This window comes from Streptomyces sp. NPDC001443 (genome assembly GCF_053597355.1).
In genome coordinates this window covers 178496-204581 of record NZ_JBSFIA010000003.1, presented here as the reverse complement: position 1 = coordinate 204581, position 26086 = coordinate 178496, and the positions used below count along the sequence as shown (strand labels likewise).

The 26086-nt window shown below is 72.2% G+C and carries 25 protein-coding genes; 12 read left to right on the top strand and 13 right to left on the bottom strand.

Features of this window, described 5'->3' with window-relative positions; translation table 11 throughout:
* Nucleotides 1–78: 78 nt before the first annotated feature.
* From ACWC24_RS05880 to ACWC24_RS05870, 3 genes are all read left to right on the top strand, one after another.
* The gene (locus tag ACWC24_RS05880) at nucleotides 79–2421 is read left to right on the top strand and encodes a trypsin-like peptidase domain-containing protein (protein WP_450661581.1); all 2343 of its coding nucleotides are present in this window, start codon (nucleotides 79–81) and stop codon (nucleotides 2419–2421) included.
* Between the two features lie 233 nt (nucleotides 2422–2654).
* On the top strand, nucleotides 2655–3107 hold the full coding sequence (locus tag ACWC24_RS05875; protein ID WP_450661580.1) for a sec-independent translocase: 453 nt from the start codon (nucleotides 2655–2657) through the stop codon (nucleotides 3105–3107).
* Nucleotides 3108–3355: 248 nt separating this feature from the next.
* Nucleotides 3356–4012, top strand: coding sequence for a hypothetical protein (locus ACWC24_RS05870; RefSeq protein WP_450661579.1), 657 nt, complete (start codon nucleotides 3356–3358; stop codon nucleotides 4010–4012).
* A gap of 92 nt (nucleotides 4013–4104) precedes the next feature.
* Here the strand turns inward: ACWC24_RS05870 and ACWC24_RS05865 are convergent, their stop codons facing one another.
* Genes ACWC24_RS05865 through ACWC24_RS05855 form a run of 3 tightly spaced genes read right to left on the bottom strand, consistent with a single transcriptional unit; the run spans nucleotide 4105 to nucleotide 7181 of the window.
* Complete coding sequence (locus tag ACWC24_RS05865) at nucleotides 4105–5238, bottom strand: Mrp/NBP35 family ATP-binding protein (protein ID WP_152894649.1); 1134 nt, start codon at nucleotides 5236–5238, stop codon at nucleotides 4105–4107.
* A gap of 43 nt (nucleotides 5239–5281) precedes the next feature.
* Complete coding sequence (locus ACWC24_RS05860) at nucleotides 5282–5884, bottom strand: DUF1003 domain-containing protein (protein WP_450661578.1); 603 nt, start codon at nucleotides 5882–5884, stop codon at nucleotides 5282–5284.
* On the bottom strand, nucleotides 5874–7181 hold the full coding sequence (locus ACWC24_RS05855) for a magnesium transporter MgtE N-terminal domain-containing protein (protein WP_450661577.1): 1308 nt from the start codon (nucleotides 7179–7181) through the stop codon (nucleotides 5874–5876). The genes ACWC24_RS05860 and ACWC24_RS05855 overlap by 11 nt, the downstream gene beginning before the upstream one ends.
* A 217-nt stretch (nucleotides 7182–7398) precedes the next feature.
* Between ACWC24_RS05855 and ACWC24_RS05850 the strand changes: the two genes are divergently transcribed.
* Nucleotides 7399–8151, top strand: a complete 753-nt coding sequence (locus ACWC24_RS05850) for a hypothetical protein (RefSeq protein ID WP_450661576.1) — start codon at nucleotides 7399–7401, stop codon at nucleotides 8149–8151.
* A gap of 61 nt (nucleotides 8152–8212) precedes the next feature.
* On the opposite strand, the gene ACWC24_RS05845 is transcribed toward ACWC24_RS05850, so the two are convergent.
* Complete coding sequence (locus ACWC24_RS05845) at nucleotides 8213–8743, bottom strand: hypothetical protein (RefSeq protein WP_450661575.1); 531 nt, start codon at nucleotides 8741–8743, stop codon at nucleotides 8213–8215.
* Nucleotides 8744–8766: 23 nt separating this feature from the next.
* Nucleotides 8767–9912 carry a magnesium and cobalt transport protein CorA gene (locus ACWC24_RS05840; RefSeq protein ID WP_450661574.1) on the bottom strand — a complete coding sequence of 382 codons (1146 nt, stop codon included), beginning with the start codon at nucleotides 9910–9912 and terminating at the stop codon, nucleotides 8767–8769.
* A gap of 481 nt (nucleotides 9913–10393) precedes the next feature.
* On the opposite strand from ACWC24_RS05840, the gene ACWC24_RS05835 reads away from it, so the two are divergent.
* A complete protein-coding gene (locus tag ACWC24_RS05835) occupies nucleotides 10394–10990 on the top strand; it encodes a suppressor of fused domain protein (RefSeq protein ID WP_450661573.1) in 597 nt (198 codons plus the stop codon).
* A 57-nt stretch (nucleotides 10991–11047) separates the two neighbouring features.
* Here the strand turns inward: ACWC24_RS05835 and ACWC24_RS05830 are convergent, their stop codons facing one another.
* Entirely contained in the window at nucleotides 11048–12271 is a 1224-nt protein-coding gene (locus ACWC24_RS05830; RefSeq protein ID WP_450661572.1) for an MFS transporter, read from the bottom strand.
* A gap of 184 nt (nucleotides 12272–12455) precedes the next feature.
* Between ACWC24_RS05830 and ACWC24_RS05825 the strand changes: the two genes are divergently transcribed.
* The 3 genes from ACWC24_RS05825 (at nucleotide 12456) to ACWC24_RS05815 (ending at nucleotide 14798) form a co-directional block, all read left to right on the top strand.
* The gene (locus ACWC24_RS05825; protein WP_152894656.1) at nucleotides 12456–13097 is read left to right on the top strand and encodes a DUF6758 family protein; all 642 of its coding nucleotides are present in this window, start codon (nucleotides 12456–12458) and stop codon (nucleotides 13095–13097) included.
* A 179-nt stretch (nucleotides 13098–13276) separates the two neighbouring features.
* Entirely contained in the window at nucleotides 13277–14134 is an 858-nt protein-coding gene (locus ACWC24_RS05820) for a PHP domain-containing protein (protein WP_450661571.1), read from the top strand.
* A 58-nt stretch (nucleotides 14135–14192) separates the two neighbouring features.
* On the top strand, nucleotides 14193–14798 hold the full coding sequence (locus ACWC24_RS05815) for a MarC family protein (RefSeq protein ID WP_450661570.1): 606 nt from the start codon (nucleotides 14193–14195) through the stop codon (nucleotides 14796–14798).
* A gap of 118 nt (nucleotides 14799–14916) precedes the next feature.
* Here the strand turns inward: ACWC24_RS05815 and ACWC24_RS05810 are convergent, their stop codons facing one another.
* Nucleotides 14917–15069, bottom strand: a complete 153-nt coding sequence (locus tag ACWC24_RS05810; protein WP_152895186.1) for a hypothetical protein — start codon at nucleotides 15067–15069, stop codon at nucleotides 14917–14919.
* A 227-nt stretch (nucleotides 15070–15296) separates the two neighbouring features.
* On the opposite strand from ACWC24_RS05810, the gene ACWC24_RS05805 reads away from it, so the two are divergent.
* Nucleotides 15297–16196: an NYN domain-containing protein gene (locus ACWC24_RS05805; RefSeq protein WP_450661569.1), complete on the top strand. Its 900-nt coding sequence runs from the start codon at nucleotides 15297–15299 to the stop codon at nucleotides 16194–16196.
* A gap of 22 nt (nucleotides 16197–16218) precedes the next feature.
* Here ACWC24_RS05805 and ACWC24_RS05800 read toward each other — a convergent pair whose 3' ends face one another.
* Together ACWC24_RS05800 and ACWC24_RS05795 are read right to left on the bottom strand one after the other, a co-directional pair.
* The gene (locus ACWC24_RS05800) at nucleotides 16219–17088 is read right to left on the bottom strand and encodes an alpha/beta fold hydrolase (RefSeq protein ID WP_450661568.1); all 870 of its coding nucleotides are present in this window, start codon (nucleotides 17086–17088) and stop codon (nucleotides 16219–16221) included.
* 93 nt (nucleotides 17089–17181) lie between these two features.
* Nucleotides 17182–19746: a DEAD/DEAH box helicase gene (locus tag ACWC24_RS05795; RefSeq protein WP_450661567.1), complete on the bottom strand. Its 2565-nt coding sequence runs from the start codon at nucleotides 19744–19746 to the stop codon at nucleotides 17182–17184.
* Between the two features lie 500 nt (nucleotides 19747–20246).
* Here ACWC24_RS05795 and ACWC24_RS05790 point away from each other — a divergent pair, with 500 nt between their 5' ends.
* Nucleotides 20247–21038, top strand: coding sequence for a ferritin-like fold-containing protein (locus tag ACWC24_RS05790; RefSeq protein WP_450661566.1), 792 nt, complete (start codon nucleotides 20247–20249; stop codon nucleotides 21036–21038).
* Between the two features lie 152 nt (nucleotides 21039–21190).
* Here the strand turns inward: ACWC24_RS05790 and ACWC24_RS05785 are convergent, their stop codons facing one another.
* The 4 genes from ACWC24_RS05785 to ACWC24_RS05770 form a co-directional block, all read right to left on the bottom strand.
* Complete coding sequence (locus ACWC24_RS05785) at nucleotides 21191–21460, bottom strand: hypothetical protein (RefSeq protein WP_152895182.1); 270 nt, start codon at nucleotides 21458–21460, stop codon at nucleotides 21191–21193.
* A gap of 331 nt (nucleotides 21461–21791) precedes the next feature.
* Nucleotides 21792–22019, bottom strand: a complete 228-nt coding sequence (locus tag ACWC24_RS05780; protein WP_123762915.1) for a DUF3107 domain-containing protein — start codon at nucleotides 22017–22019, stop codon at nucleotides 21792–21794.
* A 146-nt stretch (nucleotides 22020–22165) separates the two neighbouring features.
* Nucleotides 22166–22807 (bottom strand): TetR/AcrR family transcriptional regulator, encoded by a 642-nt coding sequence (locus ACWC24_RS05775; RefSeq protein ID WP_351620748.1) that lies wholly within the window; start codon nucleotides 22805–22807, stop codon nucleotides 22166–22168.
* A 288-nt stretch (nucleotides 22808–23095) separates the two neighbouring features.
* Complete coding sequence (locus tag ACWC24_RS05770; protein WP_450661565.1) at nucleotides 23096–23329, bottom strand: hypothetical protein; 234 nt, start codon at nucleotides 23327–23329, stop codon at nucleotides 23096–23098.
* Nucleotides 23330–23599: 270 nt separating this feature from the next.
* Between ACWC24_RS05770 and ACWC24_RS05765 the strand changes: the two genes are divergently transcribed.
* Both ACWC24_RS05765 and ACWC24_RS05760 read left to right on the top strand, forming a co-directional pair.
* Nucleotides 23600–24625 carry an alpha/beta fold hydrolase gene (locus ACWC24_RS05765; protein ID WP_450661564.1) on the top strand — a complete coding sequence of 342 codons (1026 nt, stop codon included), beginning with the start codon at nucleotides 23600–23602 and terminating at the stop codon, nucleotides 24623–24625.
* 8 nt (nucleotides 24626–24633) lie between these two features.
* Nucleotides 24634–26082 (top strand): DUF3152 domain-containing protein, encoded by a 1449-nt coding sequence (locus tag ACWC24_RS05760; RefSeq protein WP_450661563.1) that lies wholly within the window; start codon nucleotides 24634–24636, stop codon nucleotides 26080–26082.
* Nucleotides 26083–26086: the final 4 nt, after the last annotated feature.

The window sequence follows — 26086 nt, the reverse complement described above, 5'->3', positions numbered from 1 at the left end:
CACGCAGCCGGGCGCGGGGTGGGATTCGACGTGCCGCGGCTGCCGACGCGCCGTGCCGCGTCCGGCTGTGGGGAGAGCATGAACGAGGGGAAGCCCACGAAGGCGAAGTGGTGGGGGCGGCCTCGGCCGCAGGACGGCTCCACGCCGGGGGAGCCGGGGGAGGCGGAGCCGCAGCACGGTGCCGATGCCACCGACGGCGATCCGCACGAGGGCGACTTCGTCCTGGAACGCCCGGCACCGACACCGCCCCCCGAGCCCTCACCGACATCCACATCGGCACCGGAACCTGCTTCCGGGCTTGCGCCTGCTTCCGGGCTTGCGCCTGCTTCCGAGGGCGTGTCGTCCGGCGGGGCCGAGGCTTCCGGCGCGGGCATGTCGTCCGGCGGGGCCGGGTCCGGGGACGGCGTCGGGGCCGAGTTCGTGACCGGCGTCGGGGCCGGGGTCGGGACCGACGCCGGGGGCATGTCGTCCGGCGGGACCGAAGCCGTGACCGGTGCTTGGGCCGAGTCCGGGGACGGACCGGCCGCTGCGCTCCTCCCCGGGGCCGAACCCGTATCCGCCCCCGAGCCCGCCGCGTCCGCCCCTGCCGCCGCGTCCGCCCCTGCCGAGGCGCCCGTCGCCGCGCCCGTTTCCGGGCCTGCGCCTGTTCCCGCACCCGAGTCCGGGGCCTTCGGCAAGCCCAAGCCGCTGCATGATCCCGACCCCTACAGCACTCCGCCGTACGGCGAACCCGGCCCCTGGGCGCCCGCCCCGCCGGTCCAGCACCCCGCAGTGGCCGCCGCGCACGGCACGCCGCCGCCCGCCCCCGCGCAGACCGCGCCGCCCGCCCCGCTGTCGGCCGCCCCCATGCAGGCAGCGCCGCCCGCCCCGCTGTCGGCCGCCCCCGCGCAGACCGCGCCGCTCGGCCCTGTGCCGACCGGCCCCGCGCGGACCGCGCCCGCGTCGGGCGTTCCCACGCAGGCCGTTCCCCCGCCGGGCGGGAGCACGCCCGGTGCCGACGTGTCCGGGCAACCCGCCCCGCAGGCTGCCCAGTTCGACCCGCAGGCGTCGTACGCGCCGCACGTCCCGTCGCAGCCGGTCGGCCCGCACCTGCCGGGTGCTCCCGGGCCGACGGGGTCGTCCACGGGCCGGGACGCCGGGGCGCCGCCGCAGGGCGCGCACGCGCCCGCCGAGGCCCTCCCGGAGGACCGTTTCGCCGACGCCGGGCCCCCGGCCGACCCCTGGCGGCGCTACGACCCCTGGGCGTCCGCCCAGCCCGTCGCCGCGGCTCCCCTCCAACTGAGCGGTGCCGCCGTGCCAGGCGCGCCGCACCGGCGCGGACGGGTACGGCGCGGCCTCGTCGGTGGCGTGCTGCTCGCCCTCGTCGCGGGCGGTGTCGGCGGCGTCGTGGGCACGTATCTGGAGCGTGAGGGCCTGCTGGGGGACGTGAGGCTGCCGCAGGCCGGTGCCGAGCCGTCCGGGCGGGCTCCGGACAGCGTCGCGGGCATCGCCGCGCAGGCGCTGCCCGGCGTCGTCACCCTGCATGTGAGCGGCACCGACGAACAGGCCACCGGCACCGGCTTCGTGCTCGACACCCGGGGCCACATCCTCACCAACAACCACGTCGTGGCGCCCGCGGGCAAGAGCGGCCGGATAACCGTGGTCTTCAACGGCGGCGAGTCCGCCGACGCCGAGGTGGTCGGACACGACAGCGGTTACGACCTCGCCGTGGTGAAGGTGTCCGGCGTCAGCGGTCTCAAGCCCATCCCGCTCGGCAACTCCGACGGCGTCCGGGTCGGCGATCCCGTCGTCGCCATCGGCGCCCCCTTCGACCTGGAGGGCACGGTCACCTCCGGGATCATCAGCGCCAAGGAGCGGCCCATCACCGCGGGCGGCGAGGCGGACGGCAGCGACGTCTCCTACGTCGACGCCCTCCAGACCGACGCGCCCATCAACCCCGGCAACTCCGGCGGCCCCCTCCTCGACTCCCGGGCCCGGGTCATCGGCATCAACTCCGCCATCCAGTCCGCCGACGGCGGCTCGGACTCCGGGACCGGCCAGGCCGGTTCGATCGGCCTCGGCTTCGCCATACCCATCAACCAGGGCAAGCGCGTCGCCGAGGAACTGATCAACACCGGCAAGGTGACCCACCCGGTCATAGGCGTCACCCTCGACATGGACTACAACGGGGACGGCGCCCGCATCAACACCGCGAGCGACGGCGGCAGTTCCCCGGTCACCGCGGGCGGCCCCGGCGCCCGGGCCGGCCTGCGGGCGGGCGACGTCATCACCGAGGTCGACGGCCGGCGCATCCACTCCGGCGAGGAGCTGATCGTCAGGACCCGCGCCCACCGGCCGGGCGACCGGCTGGAGCTGACCGTCGATCGCGACGGCCTGAAGCGGAAGGTTGTGCTCGTGCTCGGCTCCGCGGGCGGCGACTGATCCGCCCGTCGACCGGACCGGGGCCATGATCGACAGAAACCTCACAGGTCGGGGCCCCGGCCCCGGTCCGGCCGGGCGACCCTGCCGAAAACCGGGCGATTACACACACCGGAACACCCCGGGACGGTACCGGTCGGACAGGTGGGACGGGTACCGTGGACCCGGCTCGGACCACGGACGACCACATATGACCGCAGAGGGTCGAGGACTGAGGACATCGCAAGGAGCTTCAGGTGTTCAATGACATAGGACCGCTCGAGCTGATCACGCTCGTTGTCCTCGCCGTGCTCGTCTTCGGTCCGGACAAGCTTCCGAAGGTCATCCAGGACGTGATGCGCACGGTCCGGAAGATCCGCGACTTCTCGGAGAGCGCCAAGCAGGACATCCGGCAGGAACTGGGCCCCGAGTTCAAGGACTTCGAGTTCGAGGATCTCAACCCCAAGACCTTCATCCGCAAGCATCTGGACAACGACGAGCTGGGGATCAAGGAGATCCGCAACGGCTTCGATCTGAAGAAGGAGATGGCCGAGGTCACGGACGCGGTGCACAGCACCGACAGCTCCTCCTCGGCCTCCCCGTCGTCCCCGTCCGCCGGTTCCACGGGCGGCCGGATCGACATGACGAAGAAGCCCGAGGCCCCCGGCGCCCACGAGGAGCACCCGCCGTTCGACGCGGACGCCACCTGAGCGCCGTATCCGGGCCGCAGAACCTCCGACGCGTCACGTACACCACCCGGTGTACGTGACGCGTTTCATATGCCGCCAGGGCCCCGCAGGGCCCGAACGGGACCCCGGAGCGCCTCGCGCGCCCCGCGGTTTCCCGGCTGCCCCCGGCAAGGTGGATATGCTGCCGAGTTGTTGCGCGGACCGGACGAGTACGCCCGTAGGGGGGCGGGCCGCCCGGATCCGACGAGAGCGAGGAGGCGTCCGGGCACATGGAGACGACAAGTGGGACGGTCGCGCAGGCGCCGGCCACGGAGGGTGGACAGCAGGCCCCCGCCGCCTGGCGCACGGTCGACGGCTACCTGCCGGCGACCTTTCCCTGGTACGGCCTCGACGAGGCCTTCACGGGGCCGCGCTGGCTGATGCAGGTCGGTGCGGCGGCCGACGGCGCCGTCGAGCACGGGTCGATCGGACACGGTGAGGAGCCGTCCGTCCGCCACGAGTCGACGGAGGACCGGGAGCGCTTCGCGGTCGTGGTCACCGTCGCCGCCAACCCGGTGCGGCACAGCCCCGACGGCACCGGCGTGCTGGAGGCCACCTCGGTGTCCTCCGCGGCCTGGCTCGCCGGCGTGGGGCTGCTGTCCTTCACCTGGCCCGGCCAGATGGACCACAGCCTGCGCGACTCCTGGCTGGACCAGCAGACCGAGACGGCGTGGGTGCTGGCCGACGACCTCTCCGGGCCGGACTGGTCGACGCTGTCCCTGCCGGTCGACGGTGTGCCGACGTCGTTCCACTACCGGGAGTCCGAGTTCGGCTGGGTCCTGGCCGGCTCGACCGAGACGGGCGTCCACGTGGGGGCGTACGGCCGGGGCATGAGCGCGTACGGCCTGGGCTTCGCCATGATCAAGGACATCACGACGTACGCCTAGCCGAGGCGCGGCAGGGCGGCAGTACGGCAGCATGTCAGCACGGCGAAGGGGGGCTGTCCCGCTCGGGACAGCCCCCCTTCGCCGTACCGGCTCTAGAACTTGTTCCTCGGCGTGATGCCCAGGGACAGCCCGGACAGGCCGCGCTGGCGCCCGCCCAGCTTGCCCGCGATCGCGCGCAGGGCCGAGCCGGCCGGGGAGTCGGGGTCGGTGAGGACCACCGGCTTGCCCTCGTCGCCGCCCTCGCGCAGCCGGACGTCGATCGGGATGTTGCCGAGGACCGGGACGGTGGCGCCGGTCGTCCGGGTGAGGCCGTCGGCGACCGTCTGGCCGCCGCCGGTGCCGAAGACGTCGACCATCTCGCCGCAGTGCGGACACGGCAGGCCGGACATGTTCTCGACCACGCCGACGATCTTCTGGTGGGTCTGCACGGCGATGGAGCCCGCGCGCTCGGCGACCTCCGCGGCCGCCTGCTGGGGCGTGGTGACGACCAGGATCTCCGCGTTCGGGACCAGCTGCGCCACCGAGATGGCGATGTCGCCCGTGCCCGGCGGCAGGTCGAGCAGCAGCACGTCCAGGTCGCCCCAGTAGACGTCCGCCAGGAACTGCTGGAGCGCGCGGTGCAGCATCGGGCCACGCCAGACGACCGGGGCGTTGCCCGGGGTGAACATGCCGATCGAGATGACCTTCACGCCGTTCGCCGACGGCGGCATGATCATGTTCTCGACCTGGGTGGGGCGGCCGTCGGCGCCCAGCATGCGCGGTACCGAGTGGCCGTAGATGTCGGCGTCGACCACGCCCACCTTGAGGCCGTCGGCGGCCATCGCGGCCGCCAGGTTCACCGTCACCGACGACTTGCCGACACCGCCCTTGCCGGACGCCACCGCGTACACCCGGGTGAGGTTCCCGGGCTTGGCGAAAGGCACCTCGCGCTCGGTCTGGCCGCCGCGCAGGGCGGTCGCCAGCTCCTTGCGCTGCTCGTCGCTCATCACGTCGAGGGTGACGTCGACGCGCGTGACGCCGTCGACCCGGGAGACCGCCTCCGTCACGCGCTGCGTGATCGTGTCGCGCATCGGGCAGCCGGAGACCGTCAGGTACACGGTGACCGCGACCGCTCCGTCCGCGCCGATCTCCACCGATTTGACCATCCCCAGTTCGGTGATGGGTCGGTTGATCTCGGGGTCGTTCACCGTCGCCAGTGCCTCGCGCACCGCGTCTTCCGTAGCCATAAGGACGATGGTACGGCGCCGGGCCGGGGCCCCGGGAAGCCCGTCAACGGTCGTCTATGTCACGTACGGGCGGCCGATCCGTCCGTTCTGCCGGGAATGCGAGGTGTCCGTTCGTGCGCCGCTCCTCCAGCTCCTTCGTCACGTCCTGCAACTCGGAGCGGATCCAGTCGCGGGTGGCCACCTCGCCCAGACCGATGCGCAGGGCGGCGATCTCGCGGGTGAGGTACTCGGTGTCGGCGATCGACCTCTCGTTCTGCTTGCGGTCCTGCTCCAGGTTGACCCGGTCGCGGTCGGCCTGCCGGTTCTGCGCGAGCAGGATCAGCGGGGCCGCGTAGGAGGCCTGGAGGGACAGCATCAGGGTCAGGAAGATGAACGGGTACCTGTCGAAGCGCAGATGGTCCGGCGCCGAGACGTTCCACACCACCCACAGGATGATGACGACCGTCATCCAGACGATGAACCTGCCGGTGCCCAGGAACCGCGCGATCCGCTCCGACAGCCGCCCGAAGGCCTCCGGGTCGTACTCGGGCAGGATCCGGCGCCGGGGCGGGCGCGGCTGGTCCAGCCGGGCGCGCGGCCGGGTGGCGGCGGTGGCGCCCACGGGCGTCCGCTCGCGGACGGTGTCGCGCTCGCGCTCAGGTGCCATGTCCGGCTGCTTCCTCGTCTGGTTCGTCGTCCGCTTCCTCGTCGAGGTGGAACTCCGTCTCCCGCCAGTCCTCCGGCAGCATGTGGTCCAGTACGTCGTCCACGGTCACCGCGCCCAGCAGCGAGCCGGACTCGTCGACGACCGGCGCCGCGACCATGTCGTACGTCGCGAAGAACCCGGCGACGACCGGCAGCTCGGCGTCCGGTTCGAGGGGGCGCAGATCGTCGTCGATGATCGCGCTGACCAGGGTGTACGGCGGGTCCCGCAGCAGCCGCTGGAAGTGGACCGTGCCGAGGTACTTGCCGGTCGGTGTGTCGTCGGGCGGCCGGCAGACGTAGACCTGGGCGGCCAGCGCGGGGGAGAGGTCGGAGTTGCGGACCCGGGCGAGGGCGTCGGCGACCGTGGCGTCGGGCCGCAGCACGATCGGCTCGGTGGTCATCAGACCGCCCGCGGTGTGCTCCTCGTACGACATCAGGCGCCGCATGTCGGCGGCGTCCTCGGGCTCCATCAGGCTCAGCAGCCGCTCCTTGTCCCGCTCCGGCAGCTCGGACAGCAGGTCGGCCGCGTCGTCCGGGTCCATCGCCTCCAGGACGTCCGCGGCGCGCTCCTCCTTGAGCTTGCCGAGGATCTCGATCTGGTCGTCCTCCGGGAGCTCCTCCAGGACGTCGGCGAGCCGGTCGTCGTCGAGAGCGGCGGCGACCTCGGCGCGCCGTTTCGCGGAGAGGTGGTGCAGGACGTTGGCGAGGTCGGCGGGGCGCAGCTGCTCGAAGGTGGCGAGCAGGCTCTCCGCGCCCTGTCCGTGCTCCTCCAGGGAGAAGCCGGTGACGGCGGACCACTCCACGGTCAGCGTCTCGCCCCGGTCGCGCCGGAAGGCGCTGCTCTTGCGCCCCTTGCGCACGAAGATCCGGTCGACCTCCCAGTCGCGGCGGGCGGGCAGCTGGCGCACCGACAGGTCGAGCACGGTGACCTGCTCGTCGGTCTCGGTCAGCGTGACGCGGCGGTCGAGGAGCTCGCCGAAGACGAGACGCTCGGTGGGGCGCTGTTCGAAGCGGCGGACGTTGAGCACGCCGGTGGTGATGACCTGGCCGGACTCGATGCCGGTCACCCGGGTCATGGGCAGGAAGATACGGCGGCGGGTGGACAGTTCCACGACCAGTCCGAGCAGGCGCGGAGGCCGTCGCCCGACGCGCAGTATGACGACCAGATCGCGCACGCGTCCCACCTGGTCGCCGTTCGGGTCGAAGACGGGAACGCCGGCGAGGTGCGAGACGAAGATCCGGGGGGAGCCGGCTGCCATCACCCACCGTCTCCTTCCGTCTGCGCCTGTCCGTGTCTGGCTGCGTCTATCTGTTTATGTCTGTACAGAATTGCCCGCTCGGGTGGGGTTCAGGCTAGCCCGTACCGATCGGCCACGCCCTGGTGAGCGGTCCGGACGGACTGGCTCCACCGGTCCAGGGCGGCCCCGGTACGCTGCCGTACTGCGTCGAGGACCCGTGAGAGAGGCAGCCCCGTCTGTGACTGCGATTGCCCAGGGCCGTGCCCGTCGGGCCGCGCTGGTGAGCGCGCTGTGTGCCCTGGTCGTGACCGGCACGGGACTGACCGGGTGCAGTTCGGACCCGGACGCGGGCACGAACGGGGTGGGCAAGCTGTCCGCCGGGCAGATCGAGAGCAGGACCAGGACGGCGGCCGAGTCCGTGGACGCGGTGCGGCTGTCGGGGACCGTGGTCGCCGGGGGGAGCACCTACACGCTCGACATGCGCCTGAAGCCCGACGGCGGGACCGGTTCGGTCACCTCGCAGGGGGCGACCTTCCATCTGCTGCGGATCGACGACCAGCTCTACCTCAAGGCGAACGCGGAGTTCTGGAGCCACGAGGACGGCAAGGACGGCGGCGGTACGGACACGGCGGCCGGCGACAAGCTCGACGGCAAGTACGTGAAGGTGCCCAAGGACGACCCCGCCTACCAGCGGTTCAGCGGCTTCACCGACAAGGACGAGCTGCTCGACGGCCTGCTGACCCTGCACGGCGCGCTCGGCACGGACGGCCACCACGAGCAGTCGGGCGTGCGCACGATCCGTATCACCGGCGACAAGGGGTCCGGCGGCACGCTGGACGTCTCCCTGGAGGGCAAGCCGTACCCGCTGCGCCTGGAGCGCGCGGGCGGCGCGGGCACGATCGCCTTCTCCGACTGGGGCAAGGACTTCGCGGTGAAGGAACCCGCGAAGGGCGACACGGTGGACTACGGACAGCAGTTGCCCACGTCGTAGCGGTCGCCCGCGCCGTGACGGCTGCCGCCGGTCGGCCCCGGGCAGGGGGCCGGCGCAGCCGCTAGCGGCGTCCACGCTTCTTCAGCAGCAGCCGGGGCAGCCCCGCCGGAACGGGCTGCCGGGTGGTCGCCGGGGACGGCACCGGCGCCTGGGCCAGCGATCCCTCGGGAAGCGGCGCCGTCGCCCCCGTCGGCTCCAGCCGCAGCACCCGGCACTCGCGGGACCAGCGCTCCGTCATGGCCTCGCCGTCGGGCGCGTTCAGCCGCTTGCCCTTGAGCTCGGCGACCGCCGCGGCCCAGCCCTCGGAATCCGGCGCGAGCTGGACGACCCTGGCCGTCCAGGAGACGAGCCGGCCGCCCTTGTCCTTGCTGCGGACGGTGACCTCGGCCTCGGACCCGTCGGCCAGCCCCGGCAGCGGCTGTTCCCCGGGCCCGTCCCCCACGAGGTGCGCCGCGCCCTCGTGCCACGCGTGCCACAGCGCGCGTGCCGCAGGGGCGCCGGCACCCCTGACCCAGATGAGGCCGGACTTCTTGGTGGCCTCCTCGACGAGGGCCTGGTCGAGGAGGGCCTGGTCGAGCGACTCGCTTGTCATGGGCCCAGCCTATCCAGGGCCCGTCACAGCCAGCCGTTGCGCTTCAGCGTGCGGTGGATGCCCACGCAGAGGGCGACCATCGCCGACATGACCACGGGGTAGCCGTACTTCGTGTGCAGCTCCGGCATGTAGTCGAAGTTCATCCCGTACACCCCGCACACCATCGTCGGTACGGCGATGATCGCGGCCCAGGAGGTGATCTTCCGCATGTCCTCGTTCTGCGCGACCGAGGCCTGCGCCAGGTTGGCCTGGAGGATCGAGTTGAGCAGTTCGTCGAAACCGATGACCTGCTCCTGGACCCGGGCGAGGTGGTCGGCGACGTCCCGGAAGTACTTCTGGATGTCCGGGTCGACCAGCCGCATCGGCCGCTCGCTCAGCAGCAGCATGGGCCGCAGCAGCGGCGACACCGCGCGCTTGAACTCCAGCACCTCGCGCTTGAGTTGGTAGATCCGGCCGGCGTCTGTGCCGCGCGGGCTGCCCTTGCGGCCCGGCGAGAACACCTCGGTCTCCACCTCGTCGATGTCGTCCTGCACGGCGTCGGCGACCGCGATGTAGCCGTCGACGACGTGGTCGGCGATGGCGTGCAGCACGGCCGAGGGGCCCTTCGCGAGCAACTCCGGGTCGTCCTGGAGCCGGTGGCGCAACGCGCGCAGCGAGCCCTGGCCGCCGTGCCGGACGGTGATGAAGAAGTCCCGCCCGGTGAAGCACATGACCTCACCGGTCTGGACGACCTCGCTGTTGGCGGTGAGCCGGTCGTGCTCGACGTAGTGGATGGTCTTGAACACGGTGAACAGCGAATCGTCGTAGCGCTCCAGCTTCGGTCGCTGGTGCGCCTGCACGGCGTCCTCCACGGCCAGCGGGTGCAGTCCGAATTCGCCCGCGATACCGGCGAATTCGGATTCGGTCGGCTCGTGCAGACCGATCCACACGAAGCCGCCGTCGCGACGCACCAGGCGCATCGCCTCGTGCGGGGTCAGCGGCTTCGCGGTGGCGACGCGGGCCCCGTCGCGGTAGACGGCACAGTCGACCACGGCGGACGGCGTCGAGGGGTCGCGCGTGGTGTCGTAGGCACCGCCGTCCAGTCGCGGACCGTCCTTGTGCAGACCGTCCTTGCGCAGCGAGACGCGGGACGGACGGACCGCGGCGCGCAGTTCGCGGATCATCGACATGGGCAGGCTCCTTCGCAACGAGCAACGAAAGACCGCCGGGGCACGGGTGGAACTGCCCGGAATGGGGACGTCCTGGAGGCGTCTCCCCGCCCTGGGGCAGGGGAAGGATGTTTGGCACGTCCACAAAGCGGGGAGCACCGCACCGTTGCGGTGGCGAGCTTCGCTGCTGATTCAGATCAGACAGATCAGGCAAGACGAAACGAAGTGCTCTTCCGTAGCGATACGGATGCGAGAGGTGGCAGCCAGCCAGAGCCAGAGCAGCTACATCAGCGGCCGGAAGAGCGGGTGGTACTGCCAGGTCGACTTCGGTCCATTGCAGCCCCACCTCCTCCGGCCGGTCCCTCGTAAGGGAGTCCCATCGGCGTCGGGACCTGATCGCGACGCTTCAGCGCGCTGCCCCGAACCACCGGGCAAGAGTATCAGCCGACTGAAGTGTCAAGTCGCTGCTTTGCTCTGTGCTGACGAGTTCTATGCTCACCGCATGGCTGATGTTCTTCCACTGGTGGAGGCCCGGTTGCGCACCGCGCTGGGCGAGCCGGACGCGCGCGCCGCGGTCACCTTCCTCGGCACGGACCGCATCGAGGTGCTGCGGTTCCGGGACGACTCCAGGGAGGGTGCCGTCGTCCGCTACGCCACGCTCGGCATGTCCGCGCAGCCCATGGCGGACCCCACCGCGATGGTCGCCGACCCGGTCAAGGGGCCCCGCGCCGAGCTGGTCCTGTCCGTCCGCGCGGGGGTCGCCGACACCGACAAGGTGCTGCGCTCCCTCGCCGTGCTCGCCGCTTCCCCGCAGGTCGAGGGGCTGATCGTGACCCCGGGGGCCTCGCTCGACGTGGGGGAGCCGTTGTGGCCGGGCGCCCCGTTCACCTCGGTCCTGGTGGCCGAGCCGGGCGGGCTGGTCGAGGACCTGGAACTCGACGAGCCGCTCGACCCCGTACGGTTCCTGCCGCTGCTCCCCATGACTCCGAACGAGGCCGCCTGGAAGCGCGTGCACGGCGCCCAGGCGCTCCAGGAGCGCTGGCTGACGAACGGGACGGACCTGCGGGATCCGTCCCGCAGGTCCGTCCCGCTGGAGTGAGCAAGCTCACCAACACCCGCCCGGAAAGCGTCGGTTGACGCGACGCGGCCGGTGCGCTCAGCCCGCGAGGACGGTGACGCCGTCCTCGGTGGCGTGCCGGGGCTCCAGTTCCTCCGCCTTGTGATTGAGCGCGTCGCGTCGTACGAAGACCACCACCGCGCCGACGACCGCCGTGACCGCCGCGACGACGAACGGGATGTGGACGTCGCTCCACTCCTCGATCTTCGGCGCGAAGAACGGCGCGGCGGCGGCCGCGAACCAGCGCACGAAGTTGTAGCCCGCGCTCGCCACGGGGCGCGGCGCGTCCGAGACGCCGAGCGCCAGTTCGGTGTAGACGGTGTTGTTCACCCCGATGAAGGCACCGGACAGGACGGTGCAGACGACGGCCGTGGTGTGGTCGCCGTAGCCGAGGACGAGCACGTCGGCGCCGAGCAGCAGGAGCGAGCCGCCGAGCACCTTCAGCGAGCCGAACCGCGCCTGCATCCGCGGGGCCACCAGCACCGAGAAGACGGCCAGCAGCACGCCCCAGGCGAAGAACACGGCACCCGACCTGTAGGGGGTCATGTCCAGCACGAACGGGGTGAAGGCCAGCACGGTGAAGAACGTGTAGTTGTAGAAGAACGCCGAGACCGCGGCCGAGGCGAGGCCGCCGTGGCCGAGCGCCCTGATCGGGTCGAGCAGCGAGGTCCTGCGGGCCGGCTTCGGCTGTTCCTTGAGGAACGCGGTGATGCACAGGAAGCCGACCGCCATCAGGAACGCGGTGCCGAAGAACGGGTAGCGCCAGCTGGTGTTGCCGAGGAGGGCGCCCAGCAGCGGGCCGCACGCCATGCCGAGGCCCAGCGCGGACTCGTACAGCAGGATCGCGGCGGCGCTTCCGCCGGCCGCCGCGCCGACGATCACGGCGAGGGCCGTGGAGACGAAGAGCGCGTTGCCCAGGCCCCACCCGGCCCGGAAGCCGACGAGTTCGGCGACCGAGCCCGAGGTGCCCGCGAGGCCCGCGAAGACCACGACGAGGGCGAGGCCGAGCAGCAGGGTCTTGCGGCCGCCGATGCGGCTGGAGACGAAGCCGGTCACCAGCATCGCGAAGGCGGTGATCAGGAAGTACGAGGTGAAGAGCAGGGAGACCTGGCTGGCCGTGGCGTTCAGGCCCTGGGCGATGGACGGCAGGATCGGGTCGACGAGGCCGATGCCCATGAACGCGACGACCGAGGCGCCGGCCGTCGCCCAGACCGCCTTGGGCTGTCGCAGGAGGCCGCCGGCTCCGGCGTCGAAGGGGTCCATGGGGTTCTCCGATCAGGGGGAAGATGGTTGGCGTATACACATATTAGATTAGCGTGGCTAATTAATGCAAGATGCATGTAGTTATGGTCGGGTGCGGGCCGACCGGTGACGCACCGGCGCGGGTTCCGTCCGGACGGGTGATCGTCCTTGACGTGGGCGTGCGGGGGTAGGACCGTGGGGCCCTATGAGGGGCGAACCCAGTTGCCCGAAGTGTGGTGGCCGGGTCAGGGCTCCCGGACTCTTCGCCGATTCCTGGCAGTGCGATGTCCATGGCGCGGTGCATCCGCTGCAGCCCGTGATCCCGCCCAGCGTCGAGGCCCTCAGTGTCGTGGTGCACCGCACCCAGGTGCCGGTGTGGATGCCGTGGCCGCTGCCGGTCGGCTGGCTCTTCACGGGGGTGGCCTACGCCGGTGACGACCGCAGCGGCGGCCGCGCCACCGCCGTGGCCTGCTCCGGACCCGGCCCGCTCGGCGGCATGGGGGAACTGATCCTGGTCGCGGAGGAGCTCGGGGTCGGCCTCGGCGCCCGCTACGCGGGGATCGACGCGCCGGACCCGGGCCCGTACATGAACGTCGAGAAGCCGCCCCAGGCCAAGGTGCTGGCCGCCGGCCGCCCGACCCCGCTCTGGCATGTCACCGGCGCTCCCGTCGACCGTGCCGTGTTCGCGGGCGAGGCGCTCGGGCTGTGGCTCTGGGCGGTGGTGTGGCCCGAACAGTCGGGCCTGCTGATGTACGACGAGCTCGTGCTGACCGATCTGCGCGACGCCGGGGCCGAACTGGACCTGGTGCCCTGCGGCGCCCTGTCGCCACGGCTGCTGGAGCCGTAGGGCCCTCTCGGTCCCGGCCCCGGGTTGCGCCGCGGGTGCCGGTGCCCCGGGCCCGTGATGCGGCTCCTGTAGGGGGCGTACGGGTGCTTCGGGTGTGACAAGGCGGGGGTCGTCCTCCCGCTATGCTGGAGCGTCCGCTTCCGTACTGCCCGCCCCCGTCACCGTCTGGAGTTCGCGTCGTGCGCATCGACCTGCACTGCCACTCCACGGCCTCCGACGGTACGGACACCCCGGCCGAACTGGTGCGAGGCGCCGCCGCGGCCGGACTGGACGTCGTCGCGCTGACCGACCACGACAGCACCCGCGGGTACGCCGAGGCGACCGCCGCGCTGCCGCGAGGCCTCACGCTGGTCACCGGTGCCGAGCTGTCCTGCCGGGTCGACGGTGTCAGCATGCACATGTTGGCCTACCTCTTCGACCCCGAGGAGCCCGCCCTGCTCGCCGAGCGTGAGCTGGTGCGCGACGACCGGGTGCCGCGGGCCCAGGGCATGATCGCCAAGCTGAACGAGCTGGGCGTGCCCGTGAGCTGGGAGCAGGTCGCGCGGATCGCCGGTGACGGCTCCGTCGGGCGGCCGCACGTCGCGACCGCGCTCGTCGAACTGGGCGTCGTGCCGAGCGTGGGCGACGCGTTCACCCGGGACTGGCTGGCCGACGGCGGCCGTGCCTTCGTGGAGAAGCACGAGACCGACCCGTTCGAGGCGATCCGGCTGGTCAAGGGTGCGGGCGGAGTCACTGTGTTCGCCCACCCGGCCGCCGCCAAGCGCGGCCGCACGGTGCCGGAGTCCACGATCGCCGAGCTGGCCGCCGCCGGCCTGGACGGCATCGAGGTCGACCACATGGACCACGACGAGGACACGCGGGTGCGCTTGCGCGGCCTGGCCGCCGACCTCGGCCTGCTGGTCACGGGGTCCTCGGACTACCACGGCAGCCGCAAGACCGTCGCGCTCGGCGAGTACACCACCCACCCCGACGTGTACGGGGAGATCACCCGGCGGGCGACCGGGGCGTTCCCCGTGCCGGGGACCGGCGGAGCCTGAGGGTCTTCCTCGCGCGCCGTTCCACCTGTCTGTTCACTTCCGCAAGGCTTCCTCACGCATGTTCGACGTCGCCGTCTTCGGCTCTCTCTTTCTGACCCTTTTTGTCATCATGGATCCCCCCGGGATCACCCCGATCTTCCTCGCCCTGACCGCCGGCCGCCCCGCCAAGGTGCAGAAGCGCATGGCCTTCCAGGCCGTGTGCGTGGCCGGAGGGGTGATCGCCGTCTTCGGCCTGCTGGGCCACCAGATCCTCGACTACCTGCATGTCTCCGTGCCCGCGCTGATGATCGCGGGCGGGCTGCTGCTCCTGCTGATCGCCCTCGACCTGCTGACCGGCAAGACCGACGAGCCCAAGCAGACCAAGGACGTCAACGTGGCCCTCGTACCGCTGGGCATGCCGCTGCTGGCGGGCCCGGGGGCGATCGTGTCCGTCATCCTGGCCGTGCAGAAGGCCGACGGCGTGGCCTCGCAGATCTCGGTGTGGTCCGCGATCCTCGCCATCCATGTCGTGCTGTGGCTGGTCATGCGGTACTCGCTGCTGATCATCCGGGTGATCAAGGACGGCGGCGTGGTCCTGGTGACCCGGCTCGCGGGCATGATGCTCTCCGCGATCGCCGTGCAGCAGATCATCAACGGCGTCACCCAGGTGATCCGGGCGGGCTGAGGCCACCCGGCCGGGTCCGCGGCGACACAGGTCGCGGCAACGTATACAGAGCCCCGTGGGGTGCCGGTCGTGCCGGCGCCCCACGGGGCTCTGAAGTCTGTGGATGGTGATCCGCGCGTTATGAGGCCGTGGTGTCGGCCGGACGGATCCACAGGCGCTGCCCGATGGCGGCGGCCTGCTGAACGATCCCGTTGACGGAGGCGGCGTCCACGACGGTGCAGTCCACGGGCGTGCCGTCGATGTCGTCGAGTCGCAGGATTTCGAAGCGCATGGGCTTCCCCTTCGTCTGGTCATCCTCCTGAGGAGAACTACTTGGTGGTGGTCCGAGCAGGGGCATCCGTGCCCCTGCTCTGTAGCTAGTCAACGCGCTGTGTGTTACAGACATTCCCTTGGCTAAAGAAATTTTTCGAACGTCTAACTACTGACCGGTAAATAGGTTTGTGGAGACTGAATGGGACCGGTTGTGTTCGCAGCGTGACCGCCGGGACAATGGAGGCGATGAACGACGACCTCGCGGACCTGACCGCCCGCATCGACCGTACGAACGAACTGCTCCAGCGCATGCTCGCCGAGGTGGCGAAGACACCCTCCACCCACGCGATCTTCGTCGACGCGGGCTACCTGTACGCGGCGGCCGGCCGGCTGGTGGCCGGCACCGAGGACCGCCGGTCCTTCGACCTCGACGCCGAGGGCCTGATCGACGCGCTCATCGACCGCGCCCGCACGGTCTTCGCGGACAGCAGGCTGCTGCGGGTCTACTGGTACGACGGCGCCCGGCGCCGCATCCACACCGCGGAGCAGCAGTCCATCGCGGAGCTGCCGGACGTGAAGGTGCGCCTGGGCAACCTCAACGCCAACAACCAGCAGAAGGGGGTCGACTCCCTGATCCGTACCGATCTGGAGTCGCTCGCCCGGCACCGCGCCATCAGTGACGCGGCGCTGCTCGGCGGCGACGAGGACCTGGTGTCGGCCGTCGAGGCGGCGCAGGGGTACGGCGCCCGGGTGCACCTGTGGGGCATCGAGGCCCCCGAGGGCCGCAACCAGGCCGAGCCCCTGCTGTGGGAGGTCGACAGCCAGCGCACGCTCGACCTCGAATTCTTCAAGCCGTACGTGTCCCGGCGCACCGCCGCGACCTACGACCCGTCGTCCGCGGCCGCCCGGCCCTCGCGCGAGGACGTCCGTTTCGTGGGCGCCCAGATCGCCGCGAAGTGGCTGGCGGCGCGGGGCCGGGAGGCCCTGGTGGAGCTGCTGCCCGGCCACCCCTACCTCCCCGGCTCGGTCGACCAGGACCTGCTGGTCGAGGCCGAGCAGCTCCTCGCGTACTCGCTGCGCGGCCAGTCGGACCTGCGGCGCGCCCTGCGGGACGGCTTCTGGGAGCACTTGCAGACGCAGTACTAGCAGGGGCCGACCGGTACGGACCTCAGTGCGGGTGCCGGTCCCAGAAGTCGGCCAGGGCGTCGGCGGTCGGCAGCGGCTGGTCCACGTTCGGCGAGTGCTCGGCGCCGGGTACGACCGTCCGGTGCGCGCCGAGCCGCTGCGCCATCTCGTCCAGGAGAGTCAGCGGCCAGGTGTCGTCACGGGCGCCCGACAGGACGTGGAACGGCAGCGGCAGGGCGGCGAGTTCGCCGATCCGGTCCGGTTCGCTGCACAACTGCCGTCCTGTGGCCAGGAGCTGGGCGGGCTTGGTGAGCAGCCAGCGGCGCCGCAACTGCTCCTGGGTGCCCGGGCCGCGGGCCGGACCGCCGACCTCCTCGGGGGGACCCATGGCTTGGATCGCCTCCCAGACCTCGGGCATCGTCATCACGGCGAGCGCCTCGCGCAGCAGCTTCACGCGCGCCTCCTGGGAGGCGGAGATCCGGGCGGGACCCGAGGCGACGAGGGTGAGCGTACGGAAGGGGGAGTGGTCCAACAGGGCGGCGGAACGCGCGATCTGGCCGCCGAGGGAGTGCCCTACGAGGTGGACGCGAGAGCCGAGCGCCTCGACCTGCGCCAGCACGTCCCGCGCCAACTCGTCCTGTTCGTAGGCCGATTCGTCCTCGGCCGGTCCGTCGGACTCGTGCTGCCCGCGCCCGTCCACAGCGACCGTCCGGTACCCGCGCCGCGCGAGCGTCGCGTGCACCTGGTTGAAGTCCTCCTTGCTGCCGGTGAATCCGGGCAGCATCAGGGCGATGCCCCGCGCCTCGGCTCCGTCGGCCGCGGGCATGTCGACGACGGCGAACTCGCCGCGCGCCGTGCGCAGCGGGTAGGCGCGAGCACCGGGGGGCGTGTCGAAGGTGGTGGGGTCGGTCACGGGGTGAGGCTATCGGCAACGGCACGGAGTCGGGAACGCCGGATGCCCGGCCCACACGAGTGGACCGGGCATCCGGGTTCGGCTCGGTACTGCTCAGCTCTCCGCGGGGTCGGCCGAGGCCGCGACCTTACGGGTGCGACGCGCCCTCGGCTTGGCCTCGGGCTCGGCGCCCTCCGCCTCGGCGGCGGGCGCGGCCGCCGCGGTCTTGCGGGTGCGGCGCGGCTTGGGCTCCGGCTCCTGCGCGGTCTGCGCGGGGATGTCGGCCGCCGTTGCCGTGGCCTTGGTCGCCGCGGTCTTGCGGGTGCGGCGGGGCTTGGCTTCCGTGGCGTCGGCGGTGTCCGTCGCTGCCGCCGCTTCCGTGGTGGCCGCGGTGGCGGTGGTCTTGCGGGTGCGGCGGGGCTTGGCCTCGGTCGCCTCCGCGGTGTCCACGGCCGTCTCGGCCGCCGTTGCCGTGGTCTTGGTCGCCGCGGTCTTGCGGGTGCGGCGGGGCTTGGCTTCCGTGGCGTCGGCGGTGTCCGTCGCTGCCGCCGCTTCCGTGGTGGCCGCGGTGGCGGTGGTCTTGCGGGTGCGGCGGGGCTTGGCCTCGGTCCCCTCCGCGGTGTCCACGGCCGTCTCGGCCGCCGTTGCCGTGGTCTTGGTCGCCGCGGTCTTGCGGGTGCGGCGGGGCTTGGCCTCCGGCTCCTGCGCGGTCTGCGCCGGGATGTCGGCCGGGGCCGTCGTCTCGGGCTCGGCGGCCTTGCGGGTACGACGGCGCGGCGCGGCGGCCGGCGACTCGGCGATCTCGGTGGCCTCGACGGTGTCCACGGCCGTCTCGGCCGGTGCTGCCGTGGCCTTGGTCGCCGCGGTCTTGCGGGTGCGGCGGGGCTTGGCCTCGGTCGCCTCCGCGGTGTCCACGGCCGTCTGCGCGGAGTCGGCGGCCGTCTCCACGGCAGCCGTCGCCTTGCGCGTACGACGGCGCGGCGCGGCGGCAGGCGCCTCGACCGGCTCGGCCGGCGCCGACTCGGTGACCTGGGCGGTCTCGACCGCGGTCACCGGCGTCTCCACCGCCGCGGGCGCCTCCGCGGACCTGCGGGTGCGGCGACGACGCGGACGCTCCGCAGCCTGCGGGGTGTCGAGGACCGTGTCCTCCACGACCGCGGCGGCGGTCTCCGCGACCGGGGACTCGGTGGCCGTCGCCGTGGCCGGCGTCGCCTCCTGGCCCGGACCGCCGCGGGTGCGACGGCGACGGCGCGGGGTGCGCGGGGCGGTGCCCTCCTCCGTCGCGGACGTCCGCTCGACCGCGGGTGCGGTGCTCGCCTCGGTCGCCACCGGCTGCGTCGCGTCCAGCGGCGTACCGCCACGGGTACGGCGACGGCGACGCGGCGTACGGGACGGACGCTCGCTGTCGGCCGAACGGGACTCGTTGCGGTCGCCGCCCCGGTCGGGACGGTCACCGCGGCCGCCACGACCGCGTGCCGCGCGGCCGCCCGGCTCGCCGAGGTCCTCCAGGACCTCCGCGTCGAGCCCGGCGCGGGTGCGCTCGGTCCGCGGCAGGACACCCTTGGTGCCCGCGGGGATGTTCAGTTCCTCGAAGAGGTGCGGGGACGTGGAGTACGTCTCCGGCGGGTCGTTGAAGTCGAGCTCCAGCGCCTTGTTGATCAGCTGCCAGCGCGGGATGTCGTCCCAGTCGACGAGGGTGATCGCGATGCCCTTGGCGCCCGCGCGGCCGGTACGGCCGATGCGGTGCAGGTACGTCTTCTCCTCCTCGGGCGACTGGTAGTTGATGACGTGGGTGACGCCCTCGACGTCGATGCCGCGCGCGGCGACGTCGGTGCAGACCAGGACGTCGACCTTGCCGTTGCGGAAGGCGCGCAGCGCCTGCTCGCGGGCACCCTGGCCGAGGTCGCCGTGGACCGCGCCGGAGGCGAAGCCGCGACGCTGGAGCTGCTCGGCGATGTCGGCGGCCGTGCGCTTGGTACGGCAGAAGATCATCGCCAGTCCGCGGCCCTCGGCCTGGAGGATGCGGGCGACCATCTCCGGCTTGTCCATCGAGTGCGCGCGGTAGACGTGCTGCGCGATGTTCGCGACGGTCGCGCCCTGGTCGTCCGGCGCGGTGGCGCGGATGTGCGTGGGCTGCGACATGTAGCGACGGGCCAGGCCGATGACCGCGCCCGGCATGGTCGCCGAGAACAGCATCGTCTGACGCCTCGGCGGCAGCATGTTGATGATCTTCTCGACGTCGGGCAGGAAGCCCAGGTCGAGCATCTCGTCGGCCTCGTCGAGGACGAGCGACTTCACGTGCCGGAGGTCGAGCTTCTTCTGTCCCGCGAGGTCCAGCAGTCGGCCCGGGGTGCCGACGACGACGTCGACGCCCTTCTTGAGGGCCTCGACCTGGGGCTCGTAGGCCCGGCCGCCGTAGATGGCGAGGACGCGCACGTTGCGCACCTTGCCCGCGGTCAGGAGGTCGTTGGTGACCTGCGTGCACAGCTCGCGCGTGGGGACGACGACGAGCGCCTGCGGCGCCTCGGTGAGGGCCTCGGGCTTGGCGCGTCCGGCCTCCACGTCGGCGGGAACGGTGACGCGCTCGAGGAGCGGGAGGCCGAAGCCCAGCGTCTTGCCGGTGCCGGTCTTGGCCTGGCCGATGACGTCGGTGCCGGTGAGGGCGACGGGGAGCGTCATCTCCTGGATGGGGAAGGGGTTGATGATGCCGACGGCCTCAAGGGCTTCGGCGGTCTCGGGAAGGATCCCGAGCTCTCGGAACGTCGTAGTCAGGGTGCTGCCTCTTCTGTGTGGGCGGTGCGAGGCGAGCGCGGGGGTCGTGTACCGTGCCGGGGACGTCGGCCGCCTTATGGGCGGGCCGAAGGACGCGGGACCACTGCCGACGCTCTAGCGCTCGAACCGCTGAGGGTTCCCTCCGATCGTCGTACGCATCGGTGCCGTACGGTCAGGGAGGGCTGTCGGGTCGGAGCCGATCGGGCCACCGACCGGGCATCCTCATACGTGCGGCCTGTCGAGGTACGGCTGAGTACCAGCAGGCGCATTACCACCATACCCCGGAATCGCGCACACGTGATGGCCGATTCGGTCACGTAGTCACCGTCACACCGATTCACGTCGTCGTCGTCACACTGGATGACCAGGGACTTCCGTCACGCGGCGGGCGGGCTATTGTGCGCTTCATGACGAGCTCTGACAAGCCCGAGAACGCCCCCGAGACCGCCGCCGAATCCACCGAACCCACCGGGTCCGCGCAGTCCGCCGGATCCGCCGAGCGCACCGGGATCGCGGCCCAGGACTGGGCACGGGCCTCCGCCGAGCCGCAGTACCGGGCGGCTGTCGTGGATCTGCTCGGCGCGCTGGCCTACGGCGAGCTGGCGGCGTTCGAGCGGCTCGCGGAGGACGCCAAGCTGGCACCGACGCTCGCGGACAAGGCGGAACTGGCGAAGATGGCGTCGGCCGAGTTCCACCACTTCGAGCGACTGCGCAACCGGCTCACCGAGATCGGTGCCGAGCCGACCCAGGCGATGGAGCCCTTCGTCGCCGCGCTCGACGGGTTCCACCGCCAGACGGCACCCTCGGACTGGCTGGAGGGCCTGGTCAAGGCGTATGTCGGCGACTCGATCGCCAGCGATTTCTACCGTGAGGTCGCGGCCCGTCTCGACTCGGACACGCGCGAACTGGTCCTCGCCGTCCTCGACGACACCGGGCACGCGGGGTTCGCCGTGGAGAAGGTGCGCGCGGCCATCGACGCGGACCCGCGGGTCGGCGGACGGCTCGCGCTGTGGGCGCGCCGGCTGATGGGCGAGGCCCTGTCGCAGTCCCAGCGGGTGGTCGCCGAGCGGGACGCGCTGTCGACGATGCTGGTCGGCGGGGTCGCGGACGGCTTCGACCTTGCCGAGGTCGGCAGGATGTTCTCCCGGATCACCGAGGCGCACACCAAGCGGATGGCCGCGCTGGGCCTGGCCGCCTAGGACCTGTCCCGGCCGGGGCGTCAGGACCGTTCAGCCCTGGTCCTGACCCCGGCCCTGGTCCTGACCCCGGCCCTGACCCTGCTCCGGACCGTGGTCCGGTACGGGGTTCTCGTTCCCGTGGGGTTCCCGGCGGCCGTCGGCGTGTTCGGCGGTCACGCCGGCGCCGACCGCCGCCGGAGTCTTCCCGCGGGACGCAGCAGCAGCGAGAGCGAGGCGGTGGAGACCACCGCCGCGCCGAGCAGGCTCGGCAGGAGGCTGTCGGGTCCCACCGCGCTGTGGGTGATGAAGTCGCCGAAGAGCGCTCCGGCGATGCCGGTCGCGAAGACGAAGGCCCGGTTCGGCAGGCGGTGGGAGAAGCGGCGGTCCGCCGCCCACGCGAGCGCCACGCCGAGCATGGCGGAAGCGAGCGCTTCCAAGATCATGTCGAGTCCCTCCGGGCGGCCGGACTGTGCACCAAGGTCGTAGCCCGTCTTACCCGTGACCTGCGGAATGCAATCCTCCCCTGTGCGGTGGTTGTGCTCCCTTTGTGCGGGGAGCGCGGGCCGGACGCAGCGCCGGAATCGGACGGTGGAAGTCCGGGCGAACACCGTGCCGACAGCCGGTGACACCATCGTGTCGCCACCGGTGACGGTCACCGATGGCGTACCCGTTCCGGAGGCTCGTGGACGCGACGGGAAAGGGGCCCGGCGACATGATGTCGCCGGGCCCCTCCCTTGTTCCGTCCACGAGCGCCGCGTGCGGCGCGGGCGCGTACTACAGCGCGCCGAAGCCCACCTTGCGCGGGGCCGGCTCGCCGAGCTCGACGTAGGCGAGACGGTCCGCCGGGACGAGGACCTTGCGGCCGTGCTCGTCCACGAGGCTCAGCAGCTGAGACTTGCCGGCCAGTGCCTCGGCCACCGCCCGCTCGACGTCCTCGGCACTCTGACCGCTCTCCAGAACGATCTCGCGCGGCGCGTGCTGCACGCCGATCTTGACCTCCACGGCTATGTCCCTCCGACGGTCAGTGAAGTGCGCGACCATTCCGCGCCGTACGCAGCAAACATTAGCCCGGTGAGGGGACGAACACGCTCCGGTCGGCAACGCCAGGAGCGAACAGTGACCGGGAACAAATCCTCACCGGGTGCGCGTCAGTGGTGCTCGTTGCCGTGCAGCGGGAAGCCGGCGATGCCCCGCCAGGCCAGCGAGGCCAGCAGCTGGACCGCCTGGTCGCGCGGGACGCTGCGGTCGCTGTGCAGCCAGGAGCGGGCCACCACCTGGGCCAGACCGCCCAGGCCGGAGGCCAGCAGCATCGACTCGGCGCGCGAGAGCCCGGTGTCCTCGGCGATGACCTCGCAGATCGCCTCGGCGCACTCGGTGGTGACCTTGTCGACGCGCTCGCGCACGGCGGGCTCGTTGGTCAGGTCCGACTCGAAGACCAGCCGGAAGGCGCCGCCGTCGTCCTCGACGTACGCGAAGTAGGCGTCCATCGTCGCCCGGACGCGCTGCTTGTTGTCGGTCGTCGACGCCAGCGCGGCCCGTACCGCCTGGATCAGCGACTCGCAGTGCTGGTCCAGCAGTGCGAGGTAGAGGTCGAGCTTGCCCGGGAAGTGCTGGTACAGCACGGGCTTGCTGACGCCGGCGCGCTCGGCGATGTCGTCCATCGCCGCCGCGTGGTACCCCTGCGCGACGAAGACCTCCTGGGCGGCGCCCAGCAGCTGGTTCCGTCGAGCTCGGCGCGGCAGGCGGGTGCCGCGCGGGCGTGCCGCCTCAGTTTGCTCGATGGCTGTCACGCCGCCTCCCAAAGTCGTCCACTTGCGGTGTGCGCCGCGTCGCCATCGTACTTTTCGGTAACCCTGGTGTGCGCGGTGCGAGCGGAGAATTTCACGGACCGGACGCCGATGGAAACGGTGCGTAATGGAGTGAATACGCGCATGCCGGGCGGGCCGGGAGTCCGGTCCTGCTCAGCGCGTTGTCCGGCGAGCGTTCTCGCGGTCTCGGAAGGTGCCGTCCGGGGGCCTCCTCGATGGGCTTTCGACGCGCCGTCCTGCGCTTCCTCGGTCCGCCCGGTGTCGCCGGGGTCAGCGGTAGTCGTCCTCGTCCAGCGACACCACGCGCGCCTGTTCGACGAGGTCGGCCTCGTTCGCGCGCGCCGGGTCCACCTCGTCCAGGGGGTCGTCGCGCTCCGGGGTGAGGACCTTGGACTGTTCCGCCGCGTCGTTCTCCGGGGCCTCGACGTCGATCTCCCGCGGATCACCGGCCCCGAACGCCTCGAGCTCCTCGAACACCTCGGGGTCGGTGGGTTCGACGGCCATGATGGGCTCCCTTCCTCGTACTCCTGGAGCGTCCCTGAAATGAGCAGGGGCTGTAGCGGGTGCCCTCTTTCCGAGCCTAGGAGACACCCGATCCGGACGCCATGCGATCCGCGTGCGATCCACGTGTGGTCCGAGCGCGATCCCTGCGCGGTCCCTGCGCGATCCCCGTGCGGTCCGCGTGTGGCTCGCGTGAGGTCGCGCGGGATCTGTGACGGCGAACACAGGGGGTGACGCATCAGCCGCTACGTGATCGTCTCGTAACATTGCCGCATGTCGTCGACCGAGCTGCCGTCAGTGCCCCCGACCGACCTGCTTCCGGAAGCCATCGCCGTCAGGGTCGCGGCCGGCGAACGGCTCAGGTCGGTCGGACTGCCCGGGGTCACCCTGTCGGTGCGGTCGAGGCCGCCCGGGCACGAGGGACTGGCGCCGGCGCTGTTCGTCCACGGCCTCGGCGGTTCCTCCCAGAACTGGTCCTCGCTGATGGCCCTCCTCGACGGCGTCGTGGAGAGCGAGGCGCTCGACCTGCCCGGCTTCGGCGACTCCCCGCCACCGGACGACGGCGACTACTCCGTCACGGGACACGCGCGCGCGGTCATCCGTTACCTCGACGCCTCCGCACGCGGGCCCGTGCACCTCTTCGGCAACTCGCTCGGCGGCGCGGTCTCCACGCGCGTGGCCGCGGTGCGGCCCGACCTCGTCCGGACGCTCACGCTCGTCTCGCCCGCGCTGCCCGAGCTGCGGGTGCAGCGCACCGCACTGCCGACCGGGCTGCTGGGCTTCCCCGGCGTGGCGGCGCTGTTCACCCGGTTCACGAGGGAGTGGACGGCGGAGCAGCGGGTGCGGGGCGTCATGGCGCTCTGCTACGGGGACCCCGGCCGGGTGGCCCCGGAGGCCTTCGACCACGCGGTGGAGGAACTGGAACGGCGGCTGCGGCTGCCGTACTTCTGGGACGCGATGAGCCGGTCCGCGCGCGGGCTGGTCAACGCGTACACGCTGGGCGGGCAGCACGGGCTGTGGCGCCAGGCCGAGCGGGTCCTCGCGCCCACCCTTCTCGTCTACGGCGGGCGCGACCAGCTCGTCGGTTTCCGCATGGCCCAGCGGGCGGCGCGCGCGTTCCGTGACTCCCGTCTGCTGACCCTGCCGAGCGCCGGGCATGTGGCGATGATGGAGTACCCCGGTACCGTGGCCACGGCGTTCCAGGAGCTTCTGGCGTATGCGGAACGCGACGGGACCGGAGACGTGAGCGTCTCCGACGGCGATGCCGGGCCCGTCCGACGAACCGATTCCGGGAGCTGAGGGGCCAAGTGGGACGCCACAGCCGCCGCGGTCCCGCGCCGAAGGGCGCGGGCAGGACGGATGCCGGGGGAGCCGGGAACACCGGCGGCGCGCGGGGTGACGGGGGCACCGGCGACCGGGTGCCGCCCGCGGCGACGGGGACCGGCGGGACACCCGTGCGCCCGGTGCCGCGCCCGGCGGACGGCACACCCGCCCGTGGCATGCCCCGACTCCCGGACGGCACACCCGCGCACGGCGTGCCCCGGCTGCCCGACGGCACCCCCGCCCGCGGCGTGCCGAGGGTCCGGGGCGGGCACCCCGAGCAGCGTGAGTCCGGCGGCGGCTGGGGCGCGCCGAGGGGCTCGGCGGCCGACCGGACGGGGAACGGTCCCGGGGGCGGCGGGCAGGGTCCCTCCATCCCGCGCCAGCGCCGGGCGGCCACGCCGGGCCCGCGACAGGAGTACCTCGACGCCTTCACCGACGACGACGTCTTCGCGCCCCGCGCCACCGCCTCCGCGCTCGCCACGGAGTCGCACGCCCGCGGCGCCGGCCGGACCGCGGGCACCCTGCGGACGGCCACGGGCGGCGCTGCCGCCACCGGCGTCGGCAGCGGCACGGGCGGCAGGACCGCCGGTGACGTGGCGGACGGCGACGCGCCGCCGTCCGGTGAGCCCGCGCGGGAGGGCGGGGTCAAGGGCCGGGCCTTCGCCGGCATAGCGGCCGCCGCCGTCACCACCGTGCTGGCCGTCGTCGTGGCCGGCCAGGTCACCGGCCACCAGGACGACAGCGCCGCACGCTCGCAGTCCCTCACCGGCCAGGTCGGCGGCACCGCGCCCTCCGCGGCGGCCACTCCCTCGGCGTCACCCCGCGTGGTGCCGCTGACGTACGCGCAGAAGATGGCCCAGAAGTACCCCCTGAGCGCCACGCTCAAGGGCTCGGGGAAGTTCGACACGGTCCCCGGTGTCGACAAGGCGCCCGGGAAGGGCAAGAAGTACACCTACCGCGTCGACGTGGAACAGGGTCTCGGCCTCGACGGCGCACTCTTCGCGCAGGCCGTGCAGAAGACGCTCAACGACGACCGGAGCTGGGCCCACGACGGCGCCCGCACCTTCGAGCGGACCGACTCCGGCAGACCCGACTTCGTCATCACGCTCGCCAGCCCCGGCACCACCGCCGTCTGGTGCGCCAAGTCCGGCCTGGACACCACCGAGGACAACGTGTCGTGCGACTCGGCCTCCACGGAACGCGTGATGATCAACGCCTACCGCTGGGCGCAGGGCTCGAAGACCTACGGTGACGCGATCCACCCCTACCGCCAGATGCTGATCAACCACGAGGTCGGCCACCGTCTCGGCTACAGCCATGTGAAGTGCGGCAAGAACGGCGAGCTCGCCCCGGTCATGCAGCAGCAGACCAAGTTCCTCGACCACGACGGCATCACGTGCAAGCCCAACCCCTGGGCTTATCCCACCGGTTGACGGA

Coding starts and splice junctions, on each gene's coding strand:
- ACWC24_RS05880 (WP_450661581.1), top strand. CDS start 79: ATGAACGAGGGGAAGCCCACGAAGGCGAAGTGGTGGGGGCGGCCTCGG.
- ACWC24_RS05870 (WP_450661579.1), top strand. CDS start 3,356: ATGGAGACGACAAGTGGGACGGTCGCGCAGGCGCCGGCCACGGAGGGT.
- ACWC24_RS05865 (WP_152894649.1), bottom strand. CDS start 5,238: ATGGCTACGGAAGACGCGGTGCGCGAGGCACTGGCGACGGTGAACGAC.
- ACWC24_RS05860 (WP_450661578.1), bottom strand. CDS start 5,884: ATGGCACCTGAGCGCGAGCGCGACACCGTCCGCGAGCGGACGCCCGTG.
- ACWC24_RS05855 (WP_450661577.1), bottom strand. CDS start 7,181: ATGGCAGCCGGCTCCCCCCGGATCTTCGTCTCGCACCTCGCCGGCGTT.
- ACWC24_RS05845 (WP_450661575.1), bottom strand. CDS start 8,743: ATGACAAGCGAGTCGCTCGACCAGGCCCTCCTCGACCAGGCCCTCGTC.
- ACWC24_RS05840 (WP_450661574.1), bottom strand. CDS start 9,912: ATGTCGATGATCCGCGAACTGCGCGCCGCGGTCCGTCCGTCCCGCGTC.
- ACWC24_RS05835 (WP_450661573.1), top strand. CDS start 10,394: ATGGCTGATGTTCTTCCACTGGTGGAGGCCCGGTTGCGCACCGCGCTG.
- ACWC24_RS05830 (WP_450661572.1), bottom strand. CDS start 12,271: ATGGACCCCTTCGACGCCGGAGCCGGCGGCCTCCTGCGACAGCCCAAG.
- ACWC24_RS05825 (WP_152894656.1), top strand. CDS start 12,456: ATGAGGGGCGAACCCAGTTGCCCGAAGTGTGGTGGCCGGGTCAGGGCT.
- ACWC24_RS05815 (WP_450661570.1), top strand. CDS start 14,193: ATGTTCGACGTCGCCGTCTTCGGCTCTCTCTTTCTGACCCTTTTTGTC.
- ACWC24_RS05810 (WP_152895186.1), bottom strand. CDS start 15,069: ATGCGCTTCGAAATCCTGCGACTCGACGACATCGACGGCACGCCCGTG.
- ACWC24_RS05805 (WP_450661569.1), top strand. CDS start 15,297: ATGAACGACGACCTCGCGGACCTGACCGCCCGCATCGACCGTACGAAC.
- ACWC24_RS05795 (WP_450661567.1), bottom strand. CDS start 19,746: ATGACGCTCCCCGTCGCCCTCACCGGCACCGACGTCATCGGCCAGGCC.
- ACWC24_RS05790 (WP_450661566.1), top strand. CDS start 20,247: ATGACGAGCTCTGACAAGCCCGAGAACGCCCCCGAGACCGCCGCCGAA.
- ACWC24_RS05785 (WP_152895182.1), bottom strand. CDS start 21,460: ATGATCTTGGAAGCGCTCGCTTCCGCCATGCTCGGCGTGGCGCTCGCG.
- ACWC24_RS05770 (WP_450661565.1), bottom strand. CDS start 23,329: ATGGCCGTCGAACCCACCGACCCCGAGGTGTTCGAGGAGCTCGAGGCG.
- ACWC24_RS05765 (WP_450661564.1), top strand. CDS start 23,600: ATGTCGTCGACCGAGCTGCCGTCAGTGCCCCCGACCGACCTGCTTCCG.